Here is a 19,254-nt window from a genome sequence, read left to right as displayed (position 1 = left end):
AAGCGCGACACGCGCGCGAGCAGCTCGGCGTAGGTGACGCGCGTGACGGTGCCGTCGTCGGCCTCGAAGATCACGGCGACGCGCTGGCCGTTGCCGGCTTCGACGTGACGGTCGAGGCAGTTGTACGACGCGTTGAGCTCGCCGTCGTCGAACCACGTGCAGAACGGCGCGTTGCTCTCGTCGAGCACCTTGGTGAACGGCTTGTGCCAGCTCAGGTTCTCGCGCGCGAGACGCGCCCAGAAGCCCTCGTAGTCCTGCTCGGCCTCGGCGACGAGCGCGCGGTAGGCCGGCATGCCGGAAATGGTCGCCGTCTTCTCGAGCGCCGCGGGCGGCGCAAACTGACGGGTTTCGTGAAGAACCGATTCAATCGCAGACATCGACTACCCCTTGGTGAACATGAATCCTCTGCATGGCGGCGCGATCGTGCGCGCCGCGTCTTGGCCGGCGCTTGCGCGCCGCTGTCTCCCACTCACCCGCGCGCGGCCCGGAGGAGGCTGCGCACGATGCTGCGCCGCACCACGTCAAACGGCGACGCGCGTGCAGCCCGGCGGTTTCCACGATAAGCGTTCGAACTTACCCATCACTTACGCGGCCGTGCGCAGCACACACGTGCACTGCGTAGCGGACGGCCGCTTTACGCTGTTACAAACGCGACCCTACAATCCTAACTGAACTCGCCCCCCGGACTCCAGCTTGAATCGCTACGCCTTCTTCCTGATCCTGTCGATGCTGCTCGTCGGCAGCAACGTCGGTATCGGCAAATCCATCGTCGTGTTCGTTCCGGTCGCCATTCTCGCCACGCTGCGCTTCGTGATCGCGATCGCCGTGCTGTGGCCGCTGTTCAGCCCCGTGAAGATGCGCGCGGTGCGCCGCGCCGAATGGCTGAACCTGTTTCTGCAGGCATTCTTCGGCACCTTCATGTTCACGCTGCTGATGCTCAACGGCGTGCAGCGCACGAGCGCGGTCGCCGCCGGCGTGATCACCAGCACGATTCCCGCGATCGTCGCGCTGTTCGCCTGGCTGATCCTGCGCGAAAAACCGAACGGCCGTGCGCTCGTATCGATCGCGCTCGCCATCGCCGGCGTCGTGACGATCAACCTCGCGAACGGCAACACCGGCAACGCAGGCAGCGCCTCCGCCGGCTCGCTCACCGGCAACCTGCTGATGCTCGGCGCGGTGTGCTGCGAATCGATCTACGTGATCCTGTCGCGTCGGCTCACGCAGACGCTCGCGCCGATCGACATCTGCGCCTACACGCACCTGTTCGGCCTGTTCCTGATGCTGCCGCTCGGCGCCGGCGCGCTGTGGCATTTCGATTATGCGAGCGTGCCGGCCGGCACGTGGGGGCTCGTCGTCTGGTACGGGCTGTCGGCCAGCATCTTCTCGTTCTGGCTGTGGATGAAGGGCATCCGCCACGTGCCGGGCAGCCTCGCGGGCGTGTTCAGCGCGGTGCTGCCGGTCGCGGCCGCCGCCTACGGGATCGCGTTCCTCGGCGAGCGCCCGACGCTCGCGCACGGCGTCGCGCTCGCATGCGTCGTCACCGGAATCGTGCTCGCGAGCCTGCGCGTGAAGCGCGCGCCGAGCGCCGCGGCCTGATCCGTCCCCGCCCCGTCGGCGCGTCGCTGCAACCGCGCCGGCCAACGCGTTACAATAGCGCGCCGTTTCATCGCGTTTCATCGTTACCCCCGATACCTGCGCCCCGCGCCCGCACCGCCACCATGTCCGCCCCGCATTCGCCCGGCCCCGGCCGCCGCTCGCTGCGCCCGCTGCCCGCGCTGATCTTCATGAGCCGCTGGCTCCAGGTTCCGCTTTATCTGGGTCTGATCGTCGCGCAGGGCATCTATGTGTTCCTGTTCCTGAAGGAAGTCTGGCACCTGCTGTCGCACGCGAGCGGCCTCGACGAGGTCACCGTGATGCTCGCGGTGCTCGGCCTGATCGACGTGGTGATGATCTCGAACCTGCTGATCATGGTGATCGTCGGCGGCTACGAAACGTTCGTGTCGCGCCTGGGCATCGAAGGCCATCCCGACGAGCCCGAGTGGCTCGACCACGTGAACGCCGGCGTGCTGAAGGTCAAGCTGTCGATGGCGCTGATCAGCATCTCGTCGATCCACCTGCTGAAGACCTTCATCAATCCCGATCAGCACACGACGCACGCGATCATGTGGCAGGTACTCATCCACCTGTCGTTCCTGGTGTCGGCGCTCGTGATGGCGTGGGTCGACCGCCTGACGACGCACACGCACCCGGCCCATTTCCACGAGGCGCACGCGTCAGCGGCGTCCCGACCGGCGGCCTGACGGCCGCCCATGCATTCCCCACTGTCCCACAGAGTCTCAGCCATGACCGTCATCAAACAGGAAGACCTGATCCAGAGCATCGCGGATTCGCTGCAGTACATCAGCTACTACCACCCGCTCGACTACATCCAGGCGCTCGGCCGCGCGTACGAGCTCGAGCAGAGCCCGGCCGCGAAGGACGCGATCGCGCAGATCCTCACGAACAGCCGCATGTGCGCGGAAGGCAAGCGCCCGATCTGCCAGGACACCGGCATCGTGACGGTCTTCGTGAAGGTCGGCATGGACGTGCGCTGGGACGGCGCGACGATGAGCGTCACCGACATGATCAACGAAGGCGTGCGCCGCGGTTACACGCACCCGGACAACGTCCTGCGCGCGTCGATCGTCAATCCGCCGGAAGGCGCCCGCAAGAACACCAAGGACAACACGCCGGCCGTGATCCACTACGAGATCGTGCCGGGCGACAAGGTCGACGTGCAGGTGGCGGCGAAGGGCGGCGGCTCGGAGAACAAGTCGAAGTTCGTGATGCTGAACCCGTCCGATTCGATCGTCGACTGGGTGCTGAAGACGGTCCCGACGATGGGCGCGGGCTGGTGCCCGCCGGGCATGCTCGGGATCGGCATCGGCGGCACCGCCGAAAAGGCGATGCTGATGGCGAAGGAATCGCTGATGGAGCCGATCGACATCCAGGAAATCATCGCGCGCGGCCCGAAGGACTGGATCGAGGAACTGCGTGTCGAGCTGCACGAGAAGGTCAACGCGCTCGGCATCGGCGCACAGGGCCTCGGCGGCCTGGCGACCGTGCTCGACGTGAAGATCATGGCCGCGCCGACGCACGCGGCGTCGAAGCCGGTCGCCCTGATCCCGAACTGCGCGGCGACGCGCCACGCGCACTTCGTGCTCGACGGCTCGGGCGCGGCGAAGCTCGAAGCGCCGTCGCTCGACGCATGGCCGAAGGTCCAGTGGGAACCGAACACCGAGACGAGCAAGCGCGTCGACCTGAACACGCTGACGCCGGAAGAAGTCGCGAGCTGGACGCCGGGCCAGACGCTGCTGCTGTCGGGCAAGATGCTCACGGGCCGCGACGCTGCGCACAAGCGCATCGCCGACATGCTCGCGAAGGGCGAGAAGCTGCCGGTCGACTTCACCAACCGCGTGATCTATTACGTCGGTCCGGTCGATCCGGTGCGTGACGAAGTGGTCGGCCCGGCCGGCCCGACGACGGCCACGCGGATGGACAAGTTCACCGAGATGATGCTCGCGCAGACGGGCCTGATCTCGATGGTCGGCAAGGCGGAACGCGGCCCGGTCGCGATCGACGCGATCAAGAAGCACAAGGCCGCGTACCTGATGGCGGTCGGCGGCGCGGCATACCTGGTGTCGAAGGCGATCCGCGGCGCGAAGGTGCTCGCATTCGAAGACCTCGGCATGGAAGCGATCTACGAGTTCGACGTGCAGGACATGCCGGTGACGGTGGCGGTCGATTCGTCGGGCACGTCGGTGCACCAGACCGGTCCGAAGGAATGGCAGGCGAAGATCGGCAAGATCCCGGTCGCAACCGCTTAAGCGGCGCGAACCCGCTTGCGCGCAAGGCCGGACGCGAGTCCGGCCTTTTTACTTGTCGTGGCCGACATCGGCCGCGGCACGCGCGCGACGGCCGCCGCGCATCGCGTGCAATGGCCAGCCGCGGCCAGGCTTCGACGCTTGGCTTTTCCCGTTCGAGCGATTATCGTTCGGTTTCTGAAGCCCCACCGATCAAGGAACAGCCATGCAAGGCGACAAGAAAGTCATCGAATATCTGAACGCCCAACTGAAGAACGAACTCACCGCGATCAACCAGTACTTCCTGCATGCGCGCATGTACAAGCACTGGGGCCTCGAAAAGCTCGGCAAGCACGAATACGACGAATCGATCGGCGAAATGAAGCACGCCGACTGGCTGATCGAGCGCGTGTTCATGCTCGACGGCCTGCCGAATCTGCAGGACCTGCACAAGCTGCTGGTCGGCGAGGAAACCGAAGAGATCCTGAAGTGCGACCTGAAGCTCGAGCAGATCTCGCAGGCGACGTGCAAGGAGGCGATCGCCTACTGCGAATCGGTGCGTGATTACGTATCGCGCGAGATCTTCGAAAAGATCCTCGACGACACCGAAGAGCATATCGACTGGCTCGAAACGCAGATCGACCTGATCGGCAAGGTCGGCCTGCAGAACTATCAGCAGACGATGATGGGCTCGCCGGAGTAACCGGCACGCTCGCCAGGATCGCCCGCTTCGCCCGCGCATGACGACGAACCGTTCCACCGCTTCCGCAGCCCGCCCCACCGCGCCGATCGGCATCTTCGATTCGGGGCTCGGCGGGCTGTCGGTGCTGCGCGCCGTGCGCGCGCAGCTGCCCGGCGAATCGTTCGTCTACGTCGCCGACTCGCGCCATGCGCCGTACGGCCCGCGCGACGAGGCGTTCATCACGGAGCGCACGCTGGCGATCTGCGAATGGCTCGCGCGCGACGGAGCGAAAGCGCTCGTCGTCGCATGCAACACGGCCACGGCACGCGCGATCGCGGCCGTCCGCGAACGGCTGTCGATCCCGCTCGTCGGCGTCGAGCCGGGCATCAAGCCGGCCGCCGCGGTGTCCGCGACCGGCGTCGCCGGCGTGCTTGCCACCCAATCGACGCTGAACAGCCCGCGCTTTCAGGCGCTGCTCGATCGCTACGGCGCCGGCCGACGCTTCATCTGCCAGCCGGGCCACGGGCTCGTCGAGGCGATCGAGCGCGGCGACACGAATTCCCCCGCCTTGCGCGCGTTGCTCGAACGCTACCTGCAACCGATGATCGACGCGGGCGCCGACACGCTCGTGCTCGGCTGCACGCATTACCCATTCTTCACGGCGGCGATTCGCGACCTCGTCGGCGATCGCCTGACGATCGTCGACACGAGCGACGCGATCGCGCGGCAACTCGCCCGCGTGCTCGACGAGCGCGGGCTGCGCGCGCCGACCGGCGCGCCCGCCGCGCCGCCGCGCTTCTGCTCGACCAGCGACGGCGTGCAATTGCGCGCACTGGCGTCGACGCTGCTTGGCCTCGACGTGCCCGTCGAGACCGTCACCATTGCGTCACCGAACGCGCGCGACTGCGCGACCGTTTGACGCACCGCGGTCGCCCGTCGGCTTTCGCTTCCTGCCTGCCTCTCGCCGCCTGCTGCCTACGCACGCCGCCCCGCCGCGCGTTTGAGGGGTCCGATGGTCTTAAAAAAAGCCCGCACCGCCCTTGTCAACCCGCATAAATTTAATGATAATAATTCGCATTACCGTTAGCTATCGCAACTCATCATGATCGTCTGCGTGTGCAAGTCCGTCTCCGATCGCAAGATCCGCGCGTCCCTCGCCGAGGGCGTGAGTTCTTTCGATGAACTCCAGTTCGAACTCGGCGTGGCCACGTGCTGCGGCAAGTGCGAGGAGTCCGTACGCGACCTGATGGCCGAGCAAGGCGTCTGTGCGAGCCGGTGCGGTGTCGAACACCACGCTCACCCGATCCCGGTGACGTTCTACGATCGCAAGGCCGCCTGAGCGGCGCCGGTATGCCCATGCGGCCGCGGCCGCATTTTTTGTTTCGACCGTCAGCCAGCCACCGTCCGTGCGAGCCAGCGGCTTACCTGCGAAGGAGCCTGTGATGGAATTGCTGATCGGATTCGTGACTACCGTGTGCATCTCGCTGCTGATCTTCCGCAAATGATGCCGCCCCGCCCGCCGCGCCCAGGGTGCGACATCGTTCTTTCAAGCTAACATGCAGGCTTCGCAATCCGCTCCTGCCGGCGTCATGCCGGCTGCATCACGTATGAATCCCCGGGTCATCACCGTCGCGATCGGTGTGCTCGCCGCACACGCGCTCATGCTGACGGCCGCGTGGCTCCATCGCAGCGCGCCACCGCCGAAATCCGTCGAAGTCCAGTCGATCACCGCGCAGCTCATCCCGCCGGAGCCGATCGCACAGCAGGTCGCCGCCGAATCGATCGCGCAGCCCGCGCCGCCGAAGCCCGTGCCGCGCGTGAAGCCGAAGGCCGAACCGAAGCCCGTGCAGAAGGCGGCGAAGCCGACGCCGCAGCCGCTCGCACCGTCGCCCGCGCCGTCGCCGATGCCTGCCCCGGCAGCCGACCCGACGCCCGCACCGGCAGCGCCCGCGGCCGTGGCACCGGCGGCACCGGCCGCGACGCCGGCTCCCGCCCGCGAAACGATGCAGGTCAGCGCGCCGAAGAACGTGGCGGCGCTACAGTGCAACTTCGTGAAGCCCGACTATCCGTCGATGTCGCGTCGTCGCGGCGAAGCGGGTACCGCCTATGTTCATTTCGTGGTCGGCGTGACCGGCAAGATCGAAAGCGTCGAACTGCAGAAGAGCAGCGGCTATCCGCGCCTCGACGATGCCGCCCTCGACGCGATGCGCGCGACGACCTGCCGCCCCTACATCGAGAACGGGCAGGCGATCCGCGCCGCCCGCACGCAGCCCTACAACTTCGGGCTCACCGACTAACCTGCCTTATCCGGAAGATTCAAAGGAAACAAAAATGCAAAGCTACGGTATCGCGCACGTCTGGGCGCAAGGTGATTTCGTCACACGCGCCATCGCGATCACGCTGCTCGTGATGTCGGTCCTGTCGTGGATCGTGATCGTCGTCAAGGGCTGGAACGTGATTCGCCTGAACCGGCTGACGAAGAATGCCGAGCAGGCGTTCTGGCATTCGGACGACTTCGACGACGGCATCAAGAAGCTCGGTCTCACCGCATCGACGCCGGGCGACAACCCGTTCCTCGCGCTCGCGCTGTCGGGCAAGGAAGCGGCCGACCACCACCATCAGACGCAGCCGCACCTGCACGACCGCATGGACGTGTCGGACTGGGTCACGCGCTGCCTGAAGGACACGATGGACGAAGGCATTTCGCGGATGCAGGCCGGCCTCGCGATTCTCGCGTCGATCGGCAGCACGGCGCCGTTCGTCGGCCTGTTCGGCACGGTGTGGGGCATCTATCACGCGCTGCTCGCGATCGGCGCGACCGGCCAGACGTCGATCGACCAGGTCGCGGGCCCCGTCGGCGAATCGCTGATAATGACGGCCTTCGGCCTGTTCGTCGCGATTCCGGCGGTGCTCGGCTACAACGCGCTGACGCGCGCGAACAAGGGTATCGCCAGCAAGCTGCGCCGCTTCGCGCACGGGCTGCACGCCTACTTCGTGACGGGCGCGCGCCTCGCCTCGTCGTCGCCGCGCGACGGCCTGCGCCTCGCGACGCGCGCAAGCTGAGACGAGGTCGACCATGGCAATGAACACCGGCTTCAGCGACGACGACGACGATGGCGTGATGAGCGAGATCAACATGACACCGCTCGTCGACGTGATGCTCGTTCTGCTGATCATTTTCCTCGTGACGATCCCGGCCATGCAGCACGCGGTGAAGATCGACCTGCCGCACGCGAGCAGCCAGCCCGTCGACGAAAAGCCGCAGACGGTCGACGTCGCGATCCAGGGCAACGGCACGATCCTGTGGAACGACCAGACGGTCACGCGCGAGCAATTGCAGGCGCATATCGCGGAAGCGGCGAAGCATCAGCCGCAGCCGGAGCTGCATCTGCGCGCCGATCGCAAGGTGGCCTACGAACGGGTGGCCGAAGTGATGTCCGATGCGCAGGCCGGCGGCCTGACGAAACTCGGCTTCGTGACGGTGCCGGCCGCCAAAGCGAAGTGACGCGGCGCGCGCGGGCCGGCACGCGCGCCCGTACCTGACTGGTCCGCCACAAAGTAAAAGGCCTTCATCGCCAGATGAAGGCCTTTTTTCATGCGCACGCGGGCGCCTTCGGGCGGCGGGCTCTTCGGCGGTATCGGTTACGCCTCGAGCAACGCAAATGCGGCTACCGTGGTCTGCACGGACTGCGCTTCTCTGCCCTATCTGGCTCGCAACATATGCGGCCACCGGATTCCGCTCAGAACCTCCTTCGCGAAATGGGATTTCAATATAGGCCGGCCCGCGCACGCATTCAAGAACCCGCCGATTGAACTTTGCGATTGCAGCCCGCGCTTCAATGACAAAACAAATTTGCCGGCGCGCGGCGTGCTGGCTTCACTGGGCCGTAACGGCGGCCGCCGCTGCCGCTTCCTGCTTCGCACGTTCGGGGCAACCGGGCTGCTTGTATTCGCCGTGGTCGAGCTTCTCCACCAGGTAGTCGACGAAAGCGCGCACCGCCGGCGGCATGCCCTGCCGCGACACGAACACCGCATAGAGTTGCGGCACCGGCAGCGTCCAGCCCGGCATCACCGGCGACAGCTGCCCGGCGCGCAACGCATTGCCGTACATCATCTCGGGCAACGCCGCGATGCCGAGGCCGTCGAGCACGGCCTCGCGGATCGTCATCAGGTCGGCCGTGACGAGCCGCGGGTCGTGTTCGTGCAGGTGGCGCGTGCCGTCCGGCGCGATCAGCGTGAACACGTGCCGCCCGTCCACGCTCGGCGTATCGAGCGTCTCGAAGCGCGCGAGATCGGCCGGCACGAGCGGCGGCGCGTGCTGGCTGAGCAGGCTCGGCGCGCCGACCAGCATCTGCTCGGTGCGCCACAACGGCCGCACGACGATATTCGCGTTCTGCGGCGGCTCCGAGCGCACGCGCAACGCGACGTCGATCGAATCCTCGAACAGGTCGATCACGCGATTCGTCACGCGGATGTGCACCTTCACCTCCGGATAGCGGTGCAGGAATTCAGGGAGGATGCGCGACAGCATTGTCTGCGACAGCGTGACGGGCACGCTCACGCGCACCGACCCGCGCGGCGACGCGCGCAGCTGCTGCACCGCGTTCATCGCCGCCTGCGCTTCGGCCAGCATGGCCTGACAATGCTGGTAGAACAGCTCGCCGGCCTCGGTCAGCGCGAGCTTGCGCGTCGAACGCTGCAGCAGCCGCACGCCGAGCGCGGCCTCGAGTTCCGTCAGCCGTCGCGACAGGCGCGATTTGGAGATACCGAGCACGCGTTCCGCGGCCGAGAAGCCGCCATGCTCGACGACCTGCGAGAAGTACATGAGGTCGTTCAGGTTGTGTGCATCGATGTTCATGTCATCGTTCCAATTTCAGAACAATCCATTGCGGAGCACCGCAAATCGGACCGGAAAACGCCCAATATAATAGCGCTATGTTTCAAAAATAACGCTATTCCGATATCACCGAGGGCTACTGCATGACGACCGCTCGTTTGCTCGACCGCACCTACCCCGCGCTTCGCACGACCGAAGGCGGTGGCTTCGTGGTCCACCGCCCGTTCCCGACACGCCTGCTGATGGATTTCGATCCGTTCCTCTTGCTCGACGAGATGGGGCCCGTCGACTACGCGCCCGGCGAGGCCAAGGGCGCGCCCGACCATCCGCATCGCGGCTTCGAAACCGTCACCTACGTGCTCGACGGGCGCTTTCGCCACCGCGATTCGGCCGGCCATGCCGGCACGCTCGGGCCCGGCGACGTGCAGTGGATGACGGCCGGCGCCGGCGTCGTCCACAGCGAAATGCCGGACCCCGCGTTCGTGCAAACGGGCGGGCGCTCGCACGGCTTCCAGCTGTGGGTCAATCTGCCACGGCGCGACAAGCTGATCGCGCCGCGCTACCAGGAAATCGCCGCAGATCGCATTCCGCGCGCGAAGTCGCCGGACGGTCGTGTGGAAGTGCGCGTGATCGCCGGCGAAGCGCTGGGCGTGCGCGCGGCGATCGAAACGCGCACGCCGATCCTGTATCAGCATTTCACGCTGCAACCGGGCGCCACCGTCGCGCAGCCGGTGCCGGCAGGCTATCGCGTGTTCGCCTATGCGCTCGAAGGCACGGGCCGCTACGGCCCCGAGCGGCGGCCGGTCGAGGCGCGGCACATGATCGTCTACGGCGACGACGGCGACGCGGTCACATTCGAGGCCGGCGACACGCCGCTCGAGCTGCTGCTGATCGGCGGCGTCCCGCTCAACGAGCCGATCGTGCGCTACGGCCCGTTCGTGATGAACACCGAAGAAGAGATCCGCCAGGCCGTCGTCGATTACCAGACGGGCCGGATGGGCACGATTCACGCGTGACACCGCGCGACGGGCCGCAGGCGCCGCGAAGCGATTCGTTTTGCGTCACAATAACTTCTTGAACCACGTGGCCGCCGGCCACCAGAAGGAACCCGTCCCCTTGAACTTCGAACATCTGATCCAGATCAACTCCGACGATCCGGCCGTGCCGTCCCTGACCCGCGACCAGTTGTGGGAAGGCCTCGTGCTGCGTGCCGAACAGCCGCAGCTGTTCGTGATCGGCCTCGACAGCTGTGTCGTCCACGAGCGCACGGAAACCACGCTGGAGCGCGAACTGCACTACGGCCACGCGACCGTGCGCGACCGCGTGACGTTCACGCCGTATCAGCAGGTGCGCTACGACATCCATGCGGCCAGCGGCGAAATCGGCGGCTCGCTGACGATGACGATCGAAGAACGCGATGATCGCGAGCTGTTCCTGCGTTTCGAATACCGGACGACGCTGACCGTCTCCGACGACAGCGAGGAAGCGCGTCAGACGCACGGCATCGTGAAGGAAGCGTATCGCACGTCGGATATCGACACCGTGCGCCTGATCCGCGAGTACGCGCAGGGCCGCAAGGCGCCCGACCCGCTTCACTGATTCACCGGCTCATCGAGTGCGGCGGCCTGCGGGCCGCCTCTTTGGCTTTGTCTATCGAGCGACCCTTCCCGATCGCGAAAGAGTTCTTTTCAATGGGAATGATTATCATTTAGAATTCATTCCATCGTATCGACAGTCACCGATCAACCGAATGACCGACACCATGCGCCCGACCACGCTGACCTTGCGCCGAACCACTGGCGCCGCAAGCGGCAACCGTCCGAAGACGGCAGCGGTCACGACGTCCGCGAAGCCTGCAGCAAGCCGCGACAGCGGCACGCGCACGCTGAACAGCGATGCGCTGCTGCAAGGCCACAGCCACATCAGCATCGCGCATAACGGTGAGACGTATCAGCTTCGCGCCACGCGGCTCGGCAAGTTGATCCTGACGAAGTAGCAACCGGGTATTGTGGGGACCACCTCCCTGAGAGGTGTTGGGCATTAGCCAGCGCAACGGCTTGCACGCGAGATCTAGACCCCTTCGTGCAAACCTACTCAAGCAGCCGTTGCAGCAAGCCAAGCCACTTTTTTTGGTTCTCGCAGAGGCAACAAAAAAGCGACACGTCGAAGGACGTGTCGCTTTTCATTTGTGCGCCAGAGAAAACGCAGGCGAATGGGCAGTGGGCGATCGAGCCGGCCCGGCTACTGCGCGGCGATGCGGACACCAGCCGCGACGCATCGCAGACTACACCGCGACGACGCCGTCAACGCCGCATCAGAATCCCCAGAACATCAACCACCACGCGCTGTCGACCACCGCGAGGCCGACCGCGAACCACGCGAACGCGGCCACGCGCCGCGGCCCTTGCGCATAGCGCCCCGTGACCTTCCATGCGAGCCACGCGCTCCACGTATTCGCGGCCACCAGGATCGCGATGCGCACGTCGGCCGCCCAGTCGAGCGGCACGTGTTCGGCCCGCAGCAGCGACAGCGTCGTCGCCGACAGGCCGAGAAACACGCCGGCTCCGGCGATCGGGATCAGCGCCTGCGCGAGATGATGCAGACGCACGCGATCGAAACGGCCGAGCATCAGCGTCGCGCCGCCCAGCAGCAGGAGCAGCGCGGTGCCGTACACGAGCCCCGTGCCGACGATGTAGCTGACGATCAGCCCACCGTCGAGCCACGAGAACACGTCGTTGCGATCCGGATAGTGCGTGAGCAGGAACCACGGTGCATTGGTCTCGAGCGGCCACGTGATATCGCGATCGATCAGCCAGCCGGCGAGCCATTGCTTGATCTGCACGAACCACGGGCTGACGGTCCAGTGGAACGCGCCGATCGCGACGCCGAGCAGGCCGTACAGGATCAGCGCCGTATCCCACGGGTTCGCCTGCTGCGCGCCGAGGTTCACGACTTCGTCAGACGGCGCGCGCCACGACAGCGCGATCGCATCGCGATGGCCGCTGCAGCGGCCGCACATATGGCACCCGGCGGCGCCCTTCATGTTGCGCAGCGGCACCAGCGGCGCGCAGTTGATCGGAATCACGCGATGCCCGTGTTCGCCGTTCCGGTACGAACGGCGCCACGCATCCTCGTCGACCTTGTAGCGCATCGGCGCGAGCCGCGACAGCAAACCGAACACGCCGTTCACCGGACACAGGTACTTGCACCACACGCGCTTTTCGCGGCCGTACAGCAGGCCGATCACCATCGCGCCGACGGTCGAGCCGCCGAGCACGAACAGCACCGCGAGCGGGTACTGGTAGACGCTGACCATCTGCCCGTAGATGGTCGTGAGCCCGAACGCGACGAACGGCCAGCCGCCCCACCGCATCCAGCGCGGAATCGCGCGGCCGCGGCCGAACTTGCTCGCATATTCGGTCAACGCGCCTTCGGGGCACAGCACGCCGCACCAGACGCGGCCGAGCATCACCATCGACAGCAGCACGAACGGCCACCAGATGCCCCAGAATACGAACTGCGCGATCAGCGTGAGGTTGTTCCACAGATGCGCGGAGTCGTCCGGCAACGGCAGCACGGCCGGCACGATGATCAGGAACGCATAGACGGCGACGACGACCCACTGTATGCCGCGGATCACCGCGCCGTGGCGCTGCATCCACTGGCCGACCTGCGCGAGGCGGCCCGGCTTCGCTGCGGCGACCACACTCATGCTGCGCGACCCGCGGGAACGGCCGGGCGACGGCTCGCGCGCTTCATCAGCAGCCACACCACGGCCCAGTACACCGCATAGGCGATCAGGTTGGTCAGCGCCGGATGCGCGCGATAGCCGGTCAGCGTCGCCACCAGCGAGCCGAACGTGCCCGAATCGTCGAGAATCGCCGACGTATCCCACAGCTGCGAGATGCCGAGCGGCAGGATCTCCTTGTCGATCAGCTTGTCGACCCCGGTCTGGAACAGGCCGGCGCCGAGGAACAGCAGCATCACTTCGGTGACGCGGAAGAAATGCCGCCACGAGAAGTACTTGCCGCCGAGTTGCAGCAGATAGAACGTGAGGAACGCGAGGCCGAGGCCGATCAGCACCGCGAGCATCTGGCTGCCGTCCACATGCCCCGACTGACCGAAGCCGAGCCCGTACAGGAAAATCACCGTCTCGCTGCCTTCGCGTGCGATCGCGAGTGCGACCAGCACCGCGACGCCCCACCAGTTCGAGTCGCGCGTACTGCGCTGCAACGATTGCTCCATGTCGCGCTTGAGCGTGCGGCCGTGCCGGCGCATCCACAGCACCATCTGCACGATCAGCACGCACGCGATCAGCACCATCGCGGTCTGGAAGTAATCCTGCGCGTCGCCGGACAGCACTTCGGTGAAGCCGACGAGCGCGGCGCCGAGACCGACCGCCATCAGCAGCCCGACGGCAACGCCCGCCCACAGAAACGGCAGGCCGCGGCGCGCGTCGTCGTCGCCGTTCTTCAGCCACGCATAGAGGATGCCGACGACGAGCAGCGCTTCGACGCTCTCTCGCCACACGATGAACAAGATCTGACCCATTGAATCCTCCTGACGCGCGGGCAACGCACTCGCATGCCCGCAATCAGATAAAACGCATTACTTCGCGACGATCACGCCCTGCGCCTGCTGGTGGAAATCGTCGAAAAACTTGTACTCGCCCGGCGACAGCGGCGCGACCACCACGAACGAATCGGCGCCCGGCGCGAGCACCTTCTCCTTGCGCAACTGCACGCTCTCGAATTCGGCGGCGCCCTTGCCCGTATTGCGGATCTCGATCTTGAAGCGCTGGCCGGCCGGCACTTCGATGCGGGCCGGGTTGAGCTTGCCGTCCGTCATCTCGAGCTTGAAGGTCGGCAGATCTGCGGCATGCGCGGCGCCGGCGAGCCACAGCGCGGCGGCTGCGGCGGCGATTTTCTGGGGAAATTTCATTCTGGGTTCTCTACGTCGACGGCGCGCGGGCGCGCCGTCCGTGATGCCACCGGTCAATACCCGCCCTTCTTGCCGATGCCGGCGAACGGGAAGTCGTATTCGAGCGTGATCGGCTTGAACCACGCGCCCACGCCCGTTTCCTTGTCGACGTGACGGCCGAACGCCATGTGGCCGGACTGCATCGGCGGCTTGACGATCATCGTCAGGTGATACTTGCCGGGGCCGGCCAGCTTCACGTTGTCGCCGTAGTGCGGGCCGTCGCTCGCGACCATGCCCATCAGGTCGCCTTCGGCCTTCCACTTCGCGTCGCCCTGCTTCGTCAGCTTGTACGTGACCTGCAGGTACGGCATCCAGTCGCCTTCCGCGAAGCCGGTCGGGTTGTTCTTGACCGCGTGAATGTCGGCCTCGAGGTGGATGTCGGAATCCGATGCCTTGCGCATCATCCCTTCCGGATCCATCGTGATCGGCTGCAGATACACCGCGCCGATTTCCATGCCGCCCTGGATCTGCTGCTTGCCGATCGGGTACTCGGCCGCCGAGGCCGACATCGCGGCAAGCGCCGCCGCTACCGCAACCGACGTGCGGATGAACGAAGAACCCAACATGGACACTCCTTGTTATTTGCCTGGTACGCGGCGGGCCGTCCTCCCGGAGGGTCCGCCAGGAACACTAACGCAATGAAGAACGTTAATGCGAACTATTCTCAATACATGCGGAGTTTAGCACCGAACCGGCTTCGGAACAAACGAGACACCGCGTAAACCCCTGATCCGACAAGGCTTACAACGGTGTTACCAACAGGTTTCGGTGCATTTCAGAGACGTCAGGAAGAAGAATTTACCGGCCCGCGCCATTCACGTGATCGCCCACGTTCGCGCCGAACACCCGCTCGCGCAGCAGCGCGAGCTGGTCGCGGGTCGCCGCGGCCTTTTCGAATTCGAGGTTCTTCGCGTAGTCGGCCATCTGCTTTTCGAGCCGCTTGATTTCCTTCGCGAGCTGCTTTTCCGACATGTCCTCGAACTTCGCGCGCTGTTGCGCTTCCTTCAGCTCCGCGCGTGCGTCGTCGGCGTTGTACACGCCGTCGATGATGTCCTTGATGCGCTTCACGACGCCGCGCGGCGTGATGCCCATCTTCTCGTTGTGCGCGATCTGCTTCGCGCGACGCCGCTCGGTTTCGCCGATCGCGCGCTTCATCGACTCGGTCATGTTGTCGGCATAGAGGATCGCCTTGCCGTTCACGTTGCGCGCCGCGCGGCCGATCGTCTGGATCAGCGAGCGCTCCGCGCGCAGGAAGCCTTCCTTGTCCGCGTCGAGGATCGCGACCAGCGACACTTCCGGAATGTCGAGCCCCTCGCGCAGCAGGTTGATGCCGACCAGCACGTCAAACGTGCCGAGGCGCAGGTCGCGGATGATCTCGACGCGCTCGACCGTATCGATGTCGCTGTGCAGGTAGCGCACCTTCACGCCGTGATCGGCGAGGAATTCGGTCAGCTGCTCGGCCATCCGCTTGGTCAGCACGGTGATCAGCACGCGTTCGCCGGCGCTCACGCGCGCGTTGATCTCGGTGAGCACGTCGTCGACCTGCGAGCTTGCCGGACGCACTTCGATCTCCGGATCGACGAGCCCGGTCGGGCGCACGACCTGTTCGGCGATCTGGCCCGTCACGCGCTGCTCGTAATCGGCCGGCGTCGCGGATACGAACACCACCTGGCGCATCTTGCGCTCGAACTCGGGGAACTTGAGCGGCCGGTTGTCGAGCGCCGACGGCAGCCGGAAGCCGTAGTTGACGAGGTTTTCCTTGCGCGCCCGGTCGCCGTTGTACATGCCGTTCAGCTGGCCGATCAGCACGTGCGATTCGTCGAGCAGCATCAGCGCGTCGGGCGGCAGGTAATCGACGAGCGTCGGCGGCGGCTCGCCGGGCGCCGCGCCGGAAAAGTGCCGCGAGTAGTTCTCGATGCCCTTGCAGAAGCCCAGCTCCTGCAGCATCTCGAGGTCGAAGCGCGTGCGCTGCTCGAGCCGCTGCGCCTCGACGAGCTTGCCTTCGCGGTGGAAGAACTCGAGGCGCTCGCGCAATTCGTCCTTGATCGTCTCGATCGCGCGCATCACGGTGTCGCGCGGCGTCACGTAGTGCGACGACGGATACACGGTGAAACGCGGAATCTTCTGCCGCACGCGGCCGGTCAGCGGATCGAACAGTTGCAGCGTCTCGACCTCGTCGTCGAACAGCTCGACGCGCACGGCCATCTCCGCATGTTCGGCCGGGAAGATGTCGATCGTGTCGCCGCGCACGCGGAACGTGCCGCGCTGGAAGTCCTGCTCGTTGCGCGAGTACTGCATCGCGATCAGCCGCGCGATCACGTCGCGCTGCCCGAGCTTGTCGCCGGTGCGCAGCGTCAGGATCATCTGGTGATATTCGGACGGGTTGCCGATACCGTAGATCGCCGACACCGTCGCGACGATCACCACGTCGCGGCGCTCCATCAGGCTCTTGGTCGCCGACAGCCGCATCTGCTCGATGTGCTCGTTGATCGACGAGTCCTTTTCGATGAACAGGTCGCGCTGCGGCACGTACGCTTCCGGCTGGTAATAGTCGTAGTACGACACGAAGTACTCGACGGCGTTGCGCGGGAAGAATTCGCGGAATTCGGCGTAGAGCTGCGCCGCGAGCGTCTTGTTCGGCGCGAACACGATCGCCGGGCGGCCGAGCCGCGCGATCGTGTTGGCCATCGTGAAGGTCTTGCCCGAGCCGGTCACGCCGAGCAGCGTCTGGAACGACAGCCCGTCGTGAACGCCTTCCACGAGCGTCTCGATCGCGGTCGGCTGGTCGCCCGCGGGCGGATACGGCTGGTACAGCTGGAACGGCGACCCTTCGAAGGTCACGAATTTCGATTCGTCGAGTGCGTCGCCGACTGCGGCGTGATGTTCGGACATGGAGTGCGGCCGGAGCGTGGGCAAAAAAACATTCTAGCGCTTCGCGGCGCCGCGGGCCGCTGACGGCTCCTGACGAGCGGGGTCGCGCCAACCGGGTCCGAAATCGCGATACGCGGTGCAATCGCCGCCGTGGCCAGCGTGAATTCGCTACAATATCGGGCTGCTGCGCTTTCCGGCGCCGTGCCGCAGGCGCGCGGTCCGCCGCGCCTGCCCCGCCGGCTGAAAGCCCGACCCTCTTTTCACTACTGCCGAATCATCATGTCGCTCTTCTCCGCTGTCCAGCTTGCTCCCCGCGACCCGATCCTGGGCCTGAACGAAGCCTTCAACGCCGATACGCGTCCGACCAAGGTCAACCTCGGCGTCGGTGTGTACACGAACGAAGAAGGCAAGATTCCGCTGCTGCGCGCGGTTCGCGAAGCGGAGAAGGCGCGTGTCGACGCGGGCCTGCCGCGCGGTTACCTGCCGATCGACGGGATCGCCGCGTACGACGCCGCCGTGCAGAAGCTGCTGCTCGGCAACGATTCGCCGCTGATCGCCGCAGGCCGCGTGGTCACCGCGCAGGCGCTGGGCGGCACGGGCGCGCTGAAGATCGGCGCCGATTTCCTGCGCACCGTGAACCCGAACGTGAAGGTCGCGATCAGCGATCCGAGCTGGGAAAACCACCGCGCGCTGTTCGAAGCGGCCGGCTTCGAAGTCGTCGCATATCCGTACTACGACGCGGCGACCCACGGCGTGAACTTCGAAGCGATGCTGGCGGCGCTCAACGGCTATGCGGCCGGCACGATCGTCGTGCTGCATGCGTGCTGCCACAACCCGACCGGCGTGGATCTGACCGAAGCGCAATGGCAGCAGGTCGTCGACGTCGTCAAGGCGCGCAACCTCGTGCCGTTCCTCGACATCGCGTATCAAGGCTTCGGCGACGGCATCGACGCCGATGCGGCTGCCGTGCGCCTGTTCGCAGCCGCCGACCTGAACGCGTTCGTGTCGTCGTCGTTCTCGAAGTCGTTCTCGCTGTACGGCGAGCGCGTCGGCGCGCTGTCGATCATCACGTCGAGCAAGGAAGAAGCGACGCGCGTGCTGTCGCAGCTCAAGCGCGTGATCCGCACCAACTACTCGAACCCGCCGACCCATGGCGGCGCCGTCGTCGCAGCGGTGCTCGCATCGCCGGAACTGCATGCATCGTGGGTGCAGGAACTGGGCGAAATGCGCGACCGCATCCGCGCGATGCGCAACGGCCTCGTCGAGCGCCTGAAGGCGAGCGGCGTCGAGCGCGACTTCAGCTTCATCAACGCGCAACGCGGGATGTTCTCGTATTCGGGACTGACGTCGGCGCAAGTCGATCGTCTGCGCGAAGAATTCGGCATCTACGCGGTCGGCACCGGCCGGATCTGCGTGGCTGCGCTGAATACGCGCAACCTCGACGCGGTCGCGAACGCCATCGCCGCGGTGCTGAAGTAAGTCGGCGGCGGCAAGGCGGCCGTCATCGCCGCCTGCTGCCGACTGCGCCGAAACGCAAAACGCGCTCCATGGAGCGCGTTTTTTTGTGCCGTTGCATATGCGCTGCGCGCGAGAGCGCCGCGACGGCCCGCGCAGTGGCGGCCGCCACGTCACTGCATGAACCAGCCGTGGCTGACGACGAACGACTGGCCGGTGAGCGCGGCGCTCGGGAATGCCGACAGGAACAGCACCGTCTGCGCGACGTCCTGCACCGTCGTGAACACGCCGTCCACCGTGTTGCCGAGCATCACCTTCTTCACCACTTCTTCTTCGCTGATGCCGAGCTCCTTCGCCTGCTCCGGAATCTGCTTGTCGACCAGCGGCGTGCGCACGAAGCCCGGACACACCACATGCGAGCGCACGTTGTGCTTCGCGCCTTCCTTGGCCAGCACGCGCGCGAGCCCCAGCAGCCCATGCTTGGCCGTCACGTACGCCGACTTCAGCGGCGACGCCTCGTGCGAGTGCACCGAGCCCATGTAGATCACGACGCCGCCGCGGTCGTCCTTGTACATGTGCTTGAGCGC

The 19,254-nt window shown here is 65.9% G+C and carries 21 protein-coding genes; 13 read left to right on the top strand and 8 right to left on the bottom strand.

The genetic code is table 11. The features are described 5' to 3' along the window. A partial coding sequence (locus EX20_RS22515; RefSeq protein WP_034194838.1) for an acetyl-coenzyme A synthetase N-terminal domain-containing protein occupies positions 1 to 377 on the bottom strand: 377 nt, incomplete at its 3' end. Between the two features lie 316 nt (positions 378 to 693). On the opposite strand from EX20_RS22515, the gene EX20_RS22510 reads away from it, so the two are divergent. From EX20_RS22510 to EX20_RS22470, 9 genes are all read left to right on the top strand, one after another. After that, the gene (locus EX20_RS22510; RefSeq protein WP_034194837.1) at positions 694 to 1,596 is read left to right on the top strand and encodes a DMT family transporter; all 903 of its coding nucleotides are present in this window, start codon (positions 694 to 696) and stop codon (positions 1,594 to 1,596) included. Between the two features lie 122 nt (positions 1,597 to 1,718). After that, on the top strand, positions 1,719 to 2,300 hold the full coding sequence (locus EX20_RS22505; protein ID WP_011885482.1) for a TIGR00645 family protein: 582 nt from the start codon (positions 1,719 to 1,721) through the stop codon (positions 2,298 to 2,300). Positions 2,301 to 2,342: 42 nt separating this feature from the next. Next, positions 2,343 to 3,866, top strand: coding sequence for a fumarate hydratase (locus tag EX20_RS22500; RefSeq protein ID WP_034194836.1), 1,524 nt, complete (start codon positions 2,343 to 2,345; stop codon positions 3,864 to 3,866). 202 nt (positions 3,867 to 4,068) lie between these two features. Next, a complete protein-coding gene (gene bfr, locus EX20_RS22495) occupies positions 4,069 to 4,545 on the top strand; it encodes a bacterioferritin (RefSeq protein ID WP_011885484.1) in 477 nt (158 codons plus the stop codon). Between the two features lie 37 nt (positions 4,546 to 4,582). Then, entirely contained in the window at positions 4,583 to 5,443 is an 861-nt protein-coding gene (gene murI / locus EX20_RS22490) for a glutamate racemase (protein WP_014723333.1), read from the top strand. A gap of 183 nt (positions 5,444 to 5,626) precedes the next feature. Continuing rightward, a complete protein-coding gene (locus EX20_RS22485; RefSeq protein ID WP_011885486.1) occupies positions 5,627 to 5,863 on the top strand; it encodes a (2Fe-2S)-binding protein in 237 nt (78 codons plus the stop codon). Between the two features lie 217 nt (positions 5,864 to 6,080). Continuing rightward, positions 6,081 to 6,821, top strand: coding sequence for an energy transducer TonB (locus EX20_RS22480; protein ID WP_034194835.1), 741 nt, complete (start codon positions 6,081 to 6,083; stop codon positions 6,819 to 6,821). A gap of 34 nt (positions 6,822 to 6,855) precedes the next feature. Further along, entirely contained in the window at positions 6,856 to 7,587 is a 732-nt protein-coding gene (locus EX20_RS22475; RefSeq protein WP_011885488.1) for a MotA/TolQ/ExbB proton channel family protein, read from the top strand. 13 nt (positions 7,588 to 7,600) lie between these two features. Further along, complete coding sequence (locus tag EX20_RS22470) at positions 7,601 to 8,029, top strand: ExbD/TolR family protein (protein WP_011885489.1); 429 nt, start codon at positions 7,601 to 7,603, stop codon at positions 8,027 to 8,029. Positions 8,030 to 8,401: 372 nt separating this feature from the next. Here EX20_RS22470 and EX20_RS22465 read toward each other — a convergent pair whose 3' ends face one another. Next, positions 8,402 to 9,382 (bottom strand): LysR family transcriptional regulator, encoded by a 981-nt coding sequence (locus EX20_RS22465; RefSeq protein WP_034194834.1) that lies wholly within the window; start codon positions 9,380 to 9,382, stop codon positions 8,402 to 8,404. Positions 9,383 to 9,504: 122 nt separating this feature from the next. On the opposite strand from EX20_RS22465, the gene EX20_RS22460 reads away from it, so the two are divergent. The 3 genes from EX20_RS22460 to hemP all read left to right on the top strand — a co-directional run bounded on the left by EX20_RS22460 (position 9,505) and on the right by hemP (position 11,357). Further along, positions 9,505 to 10,377 (top strand): pirin family protein, encoded by an 873-nt coding sequence (locus tag EX20_RS22460; RefSeq protein ID WP_034194833.1) that lies wholly within the window; start codon positions 9,505 to 9,507, stop codon positions 10,375 to 10,377. 100 nt (positions 10,378 to 10,477) lie between these two features. Then, positions 10,478 to 10,960, top strand: coding sequence for an SRPBCC family protein (locus EX20_RS22455; RefSeq protein WP_011885492.1), 483 nt, complete (start codon positions 10,478 to 10,480; stop codon positions 10,958 to 10,960). Positions 10,961 to 11,111: 151 nt separating this feature from the next. Continuing rightward, the gene (gene hemP / locus EX20_RS22450) at positions 11,112 to 11,357 is read left to right on the top strand and encodes a hemin uptake protein HemP (protein WP_011885493.1); all 246 of its coding nucleotides are present in this window, start codon (positions 11,112 to 11,114) and stop codon (positions 11,355 to 11,357) included. Positions 11,358 to 11,675: 318 nt separating this feature from the next. Here hemP and EX20_RS22445 read toward each other — a convergent pair whose 3' ends face one another. From EX20_RS22445 to uvrB, 5 genes are all read right to left on the bottom strand, one after another. After that, on the bottom strand, positions 11,676 to 13,073 hold the full coding sequence (locus tag EX20_RS22445) for a 4Fe-4S binding protein (RefSeq protein ID WP_034194832.1): 1,398 nt from the start codon (positions 13,071 to 13,073) through the stop codon (positions 11,676 to 11,678). After that, the gene (locus EX20_RS22440) at positions 13,070 to 13,912 is read right to left on the bottom strand and encodes an FTR1 family iron permease (protein ID WP_011885495.1); all 843 of its coding nucleotides are present in this window, start codon (positions 13,910 to 13,912) and stop codon (positions 13,070 to 13,072) included. Before EX20_RS22440 ends, EX20_RS22445 begins: the two co-directional genes overlap by 4 nt. A gap of 57 nt (positions 13,913 to 13,969) precedes the next feature. Further along, positions 13,970 to 14,302, bottom strand: a complete 333-nt coding sequence (locus tag EX20_RS22435; RefSeq protein WP_011885496.1) for a cupredoxin domain-containing protein — start codon at positions 14,300 to 14,302, stop codon at positions 13,970 to 13,972. Between the two features lie 53 nt (positions 14,303 to 14,355). Beyond that, on the bottom strand, positions 14,356 to 14,907 hold the full coding sequence (locus tag EX20_RS22430; RefSeq protein ID WP_011885497.1) for an iron transporter: 552 nt from the start codon (positions 14,905 to 14,907) through the stop codon (positions 14,356 to 14,358). A gap of 232 nt (positions 14,908 to 15,139) precedes the next feature. Then, entirely contained in the window at positions 15,140 to 17,233 is a 2,094-nt protein-coding gene (uvrB, locus tag EX20_RS22425) for an excinuclease ABC subunit UvrB (RefSeq protein ID WP_011885498.1), read from the bottom strand. A gap of 258 nt (positions 17,234 to 17,491) precedes the next feature. Between uvrB and EX20_RS22420 the strand changes: the two genes are divergently transcribed. Continuing rightward, complete coding sequence (locus EX20_RS22420) at positions 17,492 to 18,691, top strand: amino acid aminotransferase (protein WP_014723338.1); 1,200 nt, start codon at positions 17,492 to 17,494, stop codon at positions 18,689 to 18,691. A gap of 149 nt (positions 18,692 to 18,840) precedes the next feature. On the opposite strand, the gene EX20_RS22415 is transcribed toward EX20_RS22420, so the two are convergent. Beyond that, the coding region (locus tag EX20_RS22415; protein ID WP_034194831.1) for an SDR family oxidoreductase at positions 18,841 to 19,254 on the bottom strand (414 nt) is incomplete at its 5' end.

This window comes from Burkholderia sp. WP42, from assembly GCF_000745665.1.
Classification (GTDB): domain Bacteria; phylum Pseudomonadota; class Gammaproteobacteria; order Burkholderiales; family Burkholderiaceae; genus Burkholderia; species Burkholderia vietnamiensis.
Note: the sequence above shows the minus strand (reverse complement) of the source record. Positions and strands in the feature narration are given on the sequence as shown.

Bases quoted from the DNA above. Each gene is read 5' to 3' on its own strand.
- EX20_RS22505 (WP_011885482.1), top strand. From the start codon at position 1,719: ATGTCCGCCCCGCATTCGCCCGGCCCCGGCCGCCGCTCGCTGCGCCCG.
- EX20_RS22500 (WP_034194836.1), top strand. From the start codon at position 2,343: ATGACCGTCATCAAACAGGAAGACCTGATCCAGAGCATCGCGGATTCG.
- bfr (WP_011885484.1), top strand. From the start codon at position 4,069: ATGCAAGGCGACAAGAAAGTCATCGAATATCTGAACGCCCAACTGAAG.
- murI (WP_014723333.1), top strand. From the start codon at position 4,583: ATGACGACGAACCGTTCCACCGCTTCCGCAGCCCGCCCCACCGCGCCG.
- EX20_RS22485 (WP_011885486.1), top strand. From the start codon at position 5,627: ATGATCGTCTGCGTGTGCAAGTCCGTCTCCGATCGCAAGATCCGCGCG.
- EX20_RS22480 (WP_034194835.1), top strand. From the start codon at position 6,081: ATGCAGGCTTCGCAATCCGCTCCTGCCGGCGTCATGCCGGCTGCATCA.
- EX20_RS22475 (WP_011885488.1), top strand. From the start codon at position 6,856: ATGCAAAGCTACGGTATCGCGCACGTCTGGGCGCAAGGTGATTTCGTC.
- EX20_RS22470 (WP_011885489.1), top strand. From the start codon at position 7,601: ATGGCAATGAACACCGGCTTCAGCGACGACGACGACGATGGCGTGATG.
- EX20_RS22465 (WP_034194834.1), bottom strand. From the start codon at position 9,382: ATGAACATCGATGCACACAACCTGAACGACCTCATGTACTTCTCGCAG.
- EX20_RS22460 (WP_034194833.1), top strand. From the start codon at position 9,505: ATGACGACCGCTCGTTTGCTCGACCGCACCTACCCCGCGCTTCGCACG.
- hemP (WP_011885493.1), top strand. From the start codon at position 11,112: ATGACCGACACCATGCGCCCGACCACGCTGACCTTGCGCCGAACCACT.
- EX20_RS22445 (WP_034194832.1), bottom strand. From the start codon at position 13,073: ATGAGTGTGGTCGCCGCAGCGAAGCCGGGCCGCCTCGCGCAGGTCGGC.
- EX20_RS22440 (WP_011885495.1), bottom strand. From the start codon at position 13,912: ATGGGTCAGATCTTGTTCATCGTGTGGCGAGAGAGCGTCGAAGCGCTG.
- EX20_RS22435 (WP_011885496.1), bottom strand. From the start codon at position 14,302: ATGAAATTTCCCCAGAAAATCGCCGCCGCAGCCGCCGCGCTGTGGCTC.
- EX20_RS22430 (WP_011885497.1), bottom strand. From the start codon at position 14,907: ATGTTGGGTTCTTCGTTCATCCGCACGTCGGTTGCGGTAGCGGCGGCG.
- uvrB (WP_011885498.1), bottom strand. From the start codon at position 17,233: ATGTCCGAACATCACGCCGCAGTCGGCGACGCACTCGACGAATCGAAA.
- EX20_RS22420 (WP_014723338.1), top strand. From the start codon at position 17,492: ATGTCGCTCTTCTCCGCTGTCCAGCTTGCTCCCCGCGACCCGATCCTG.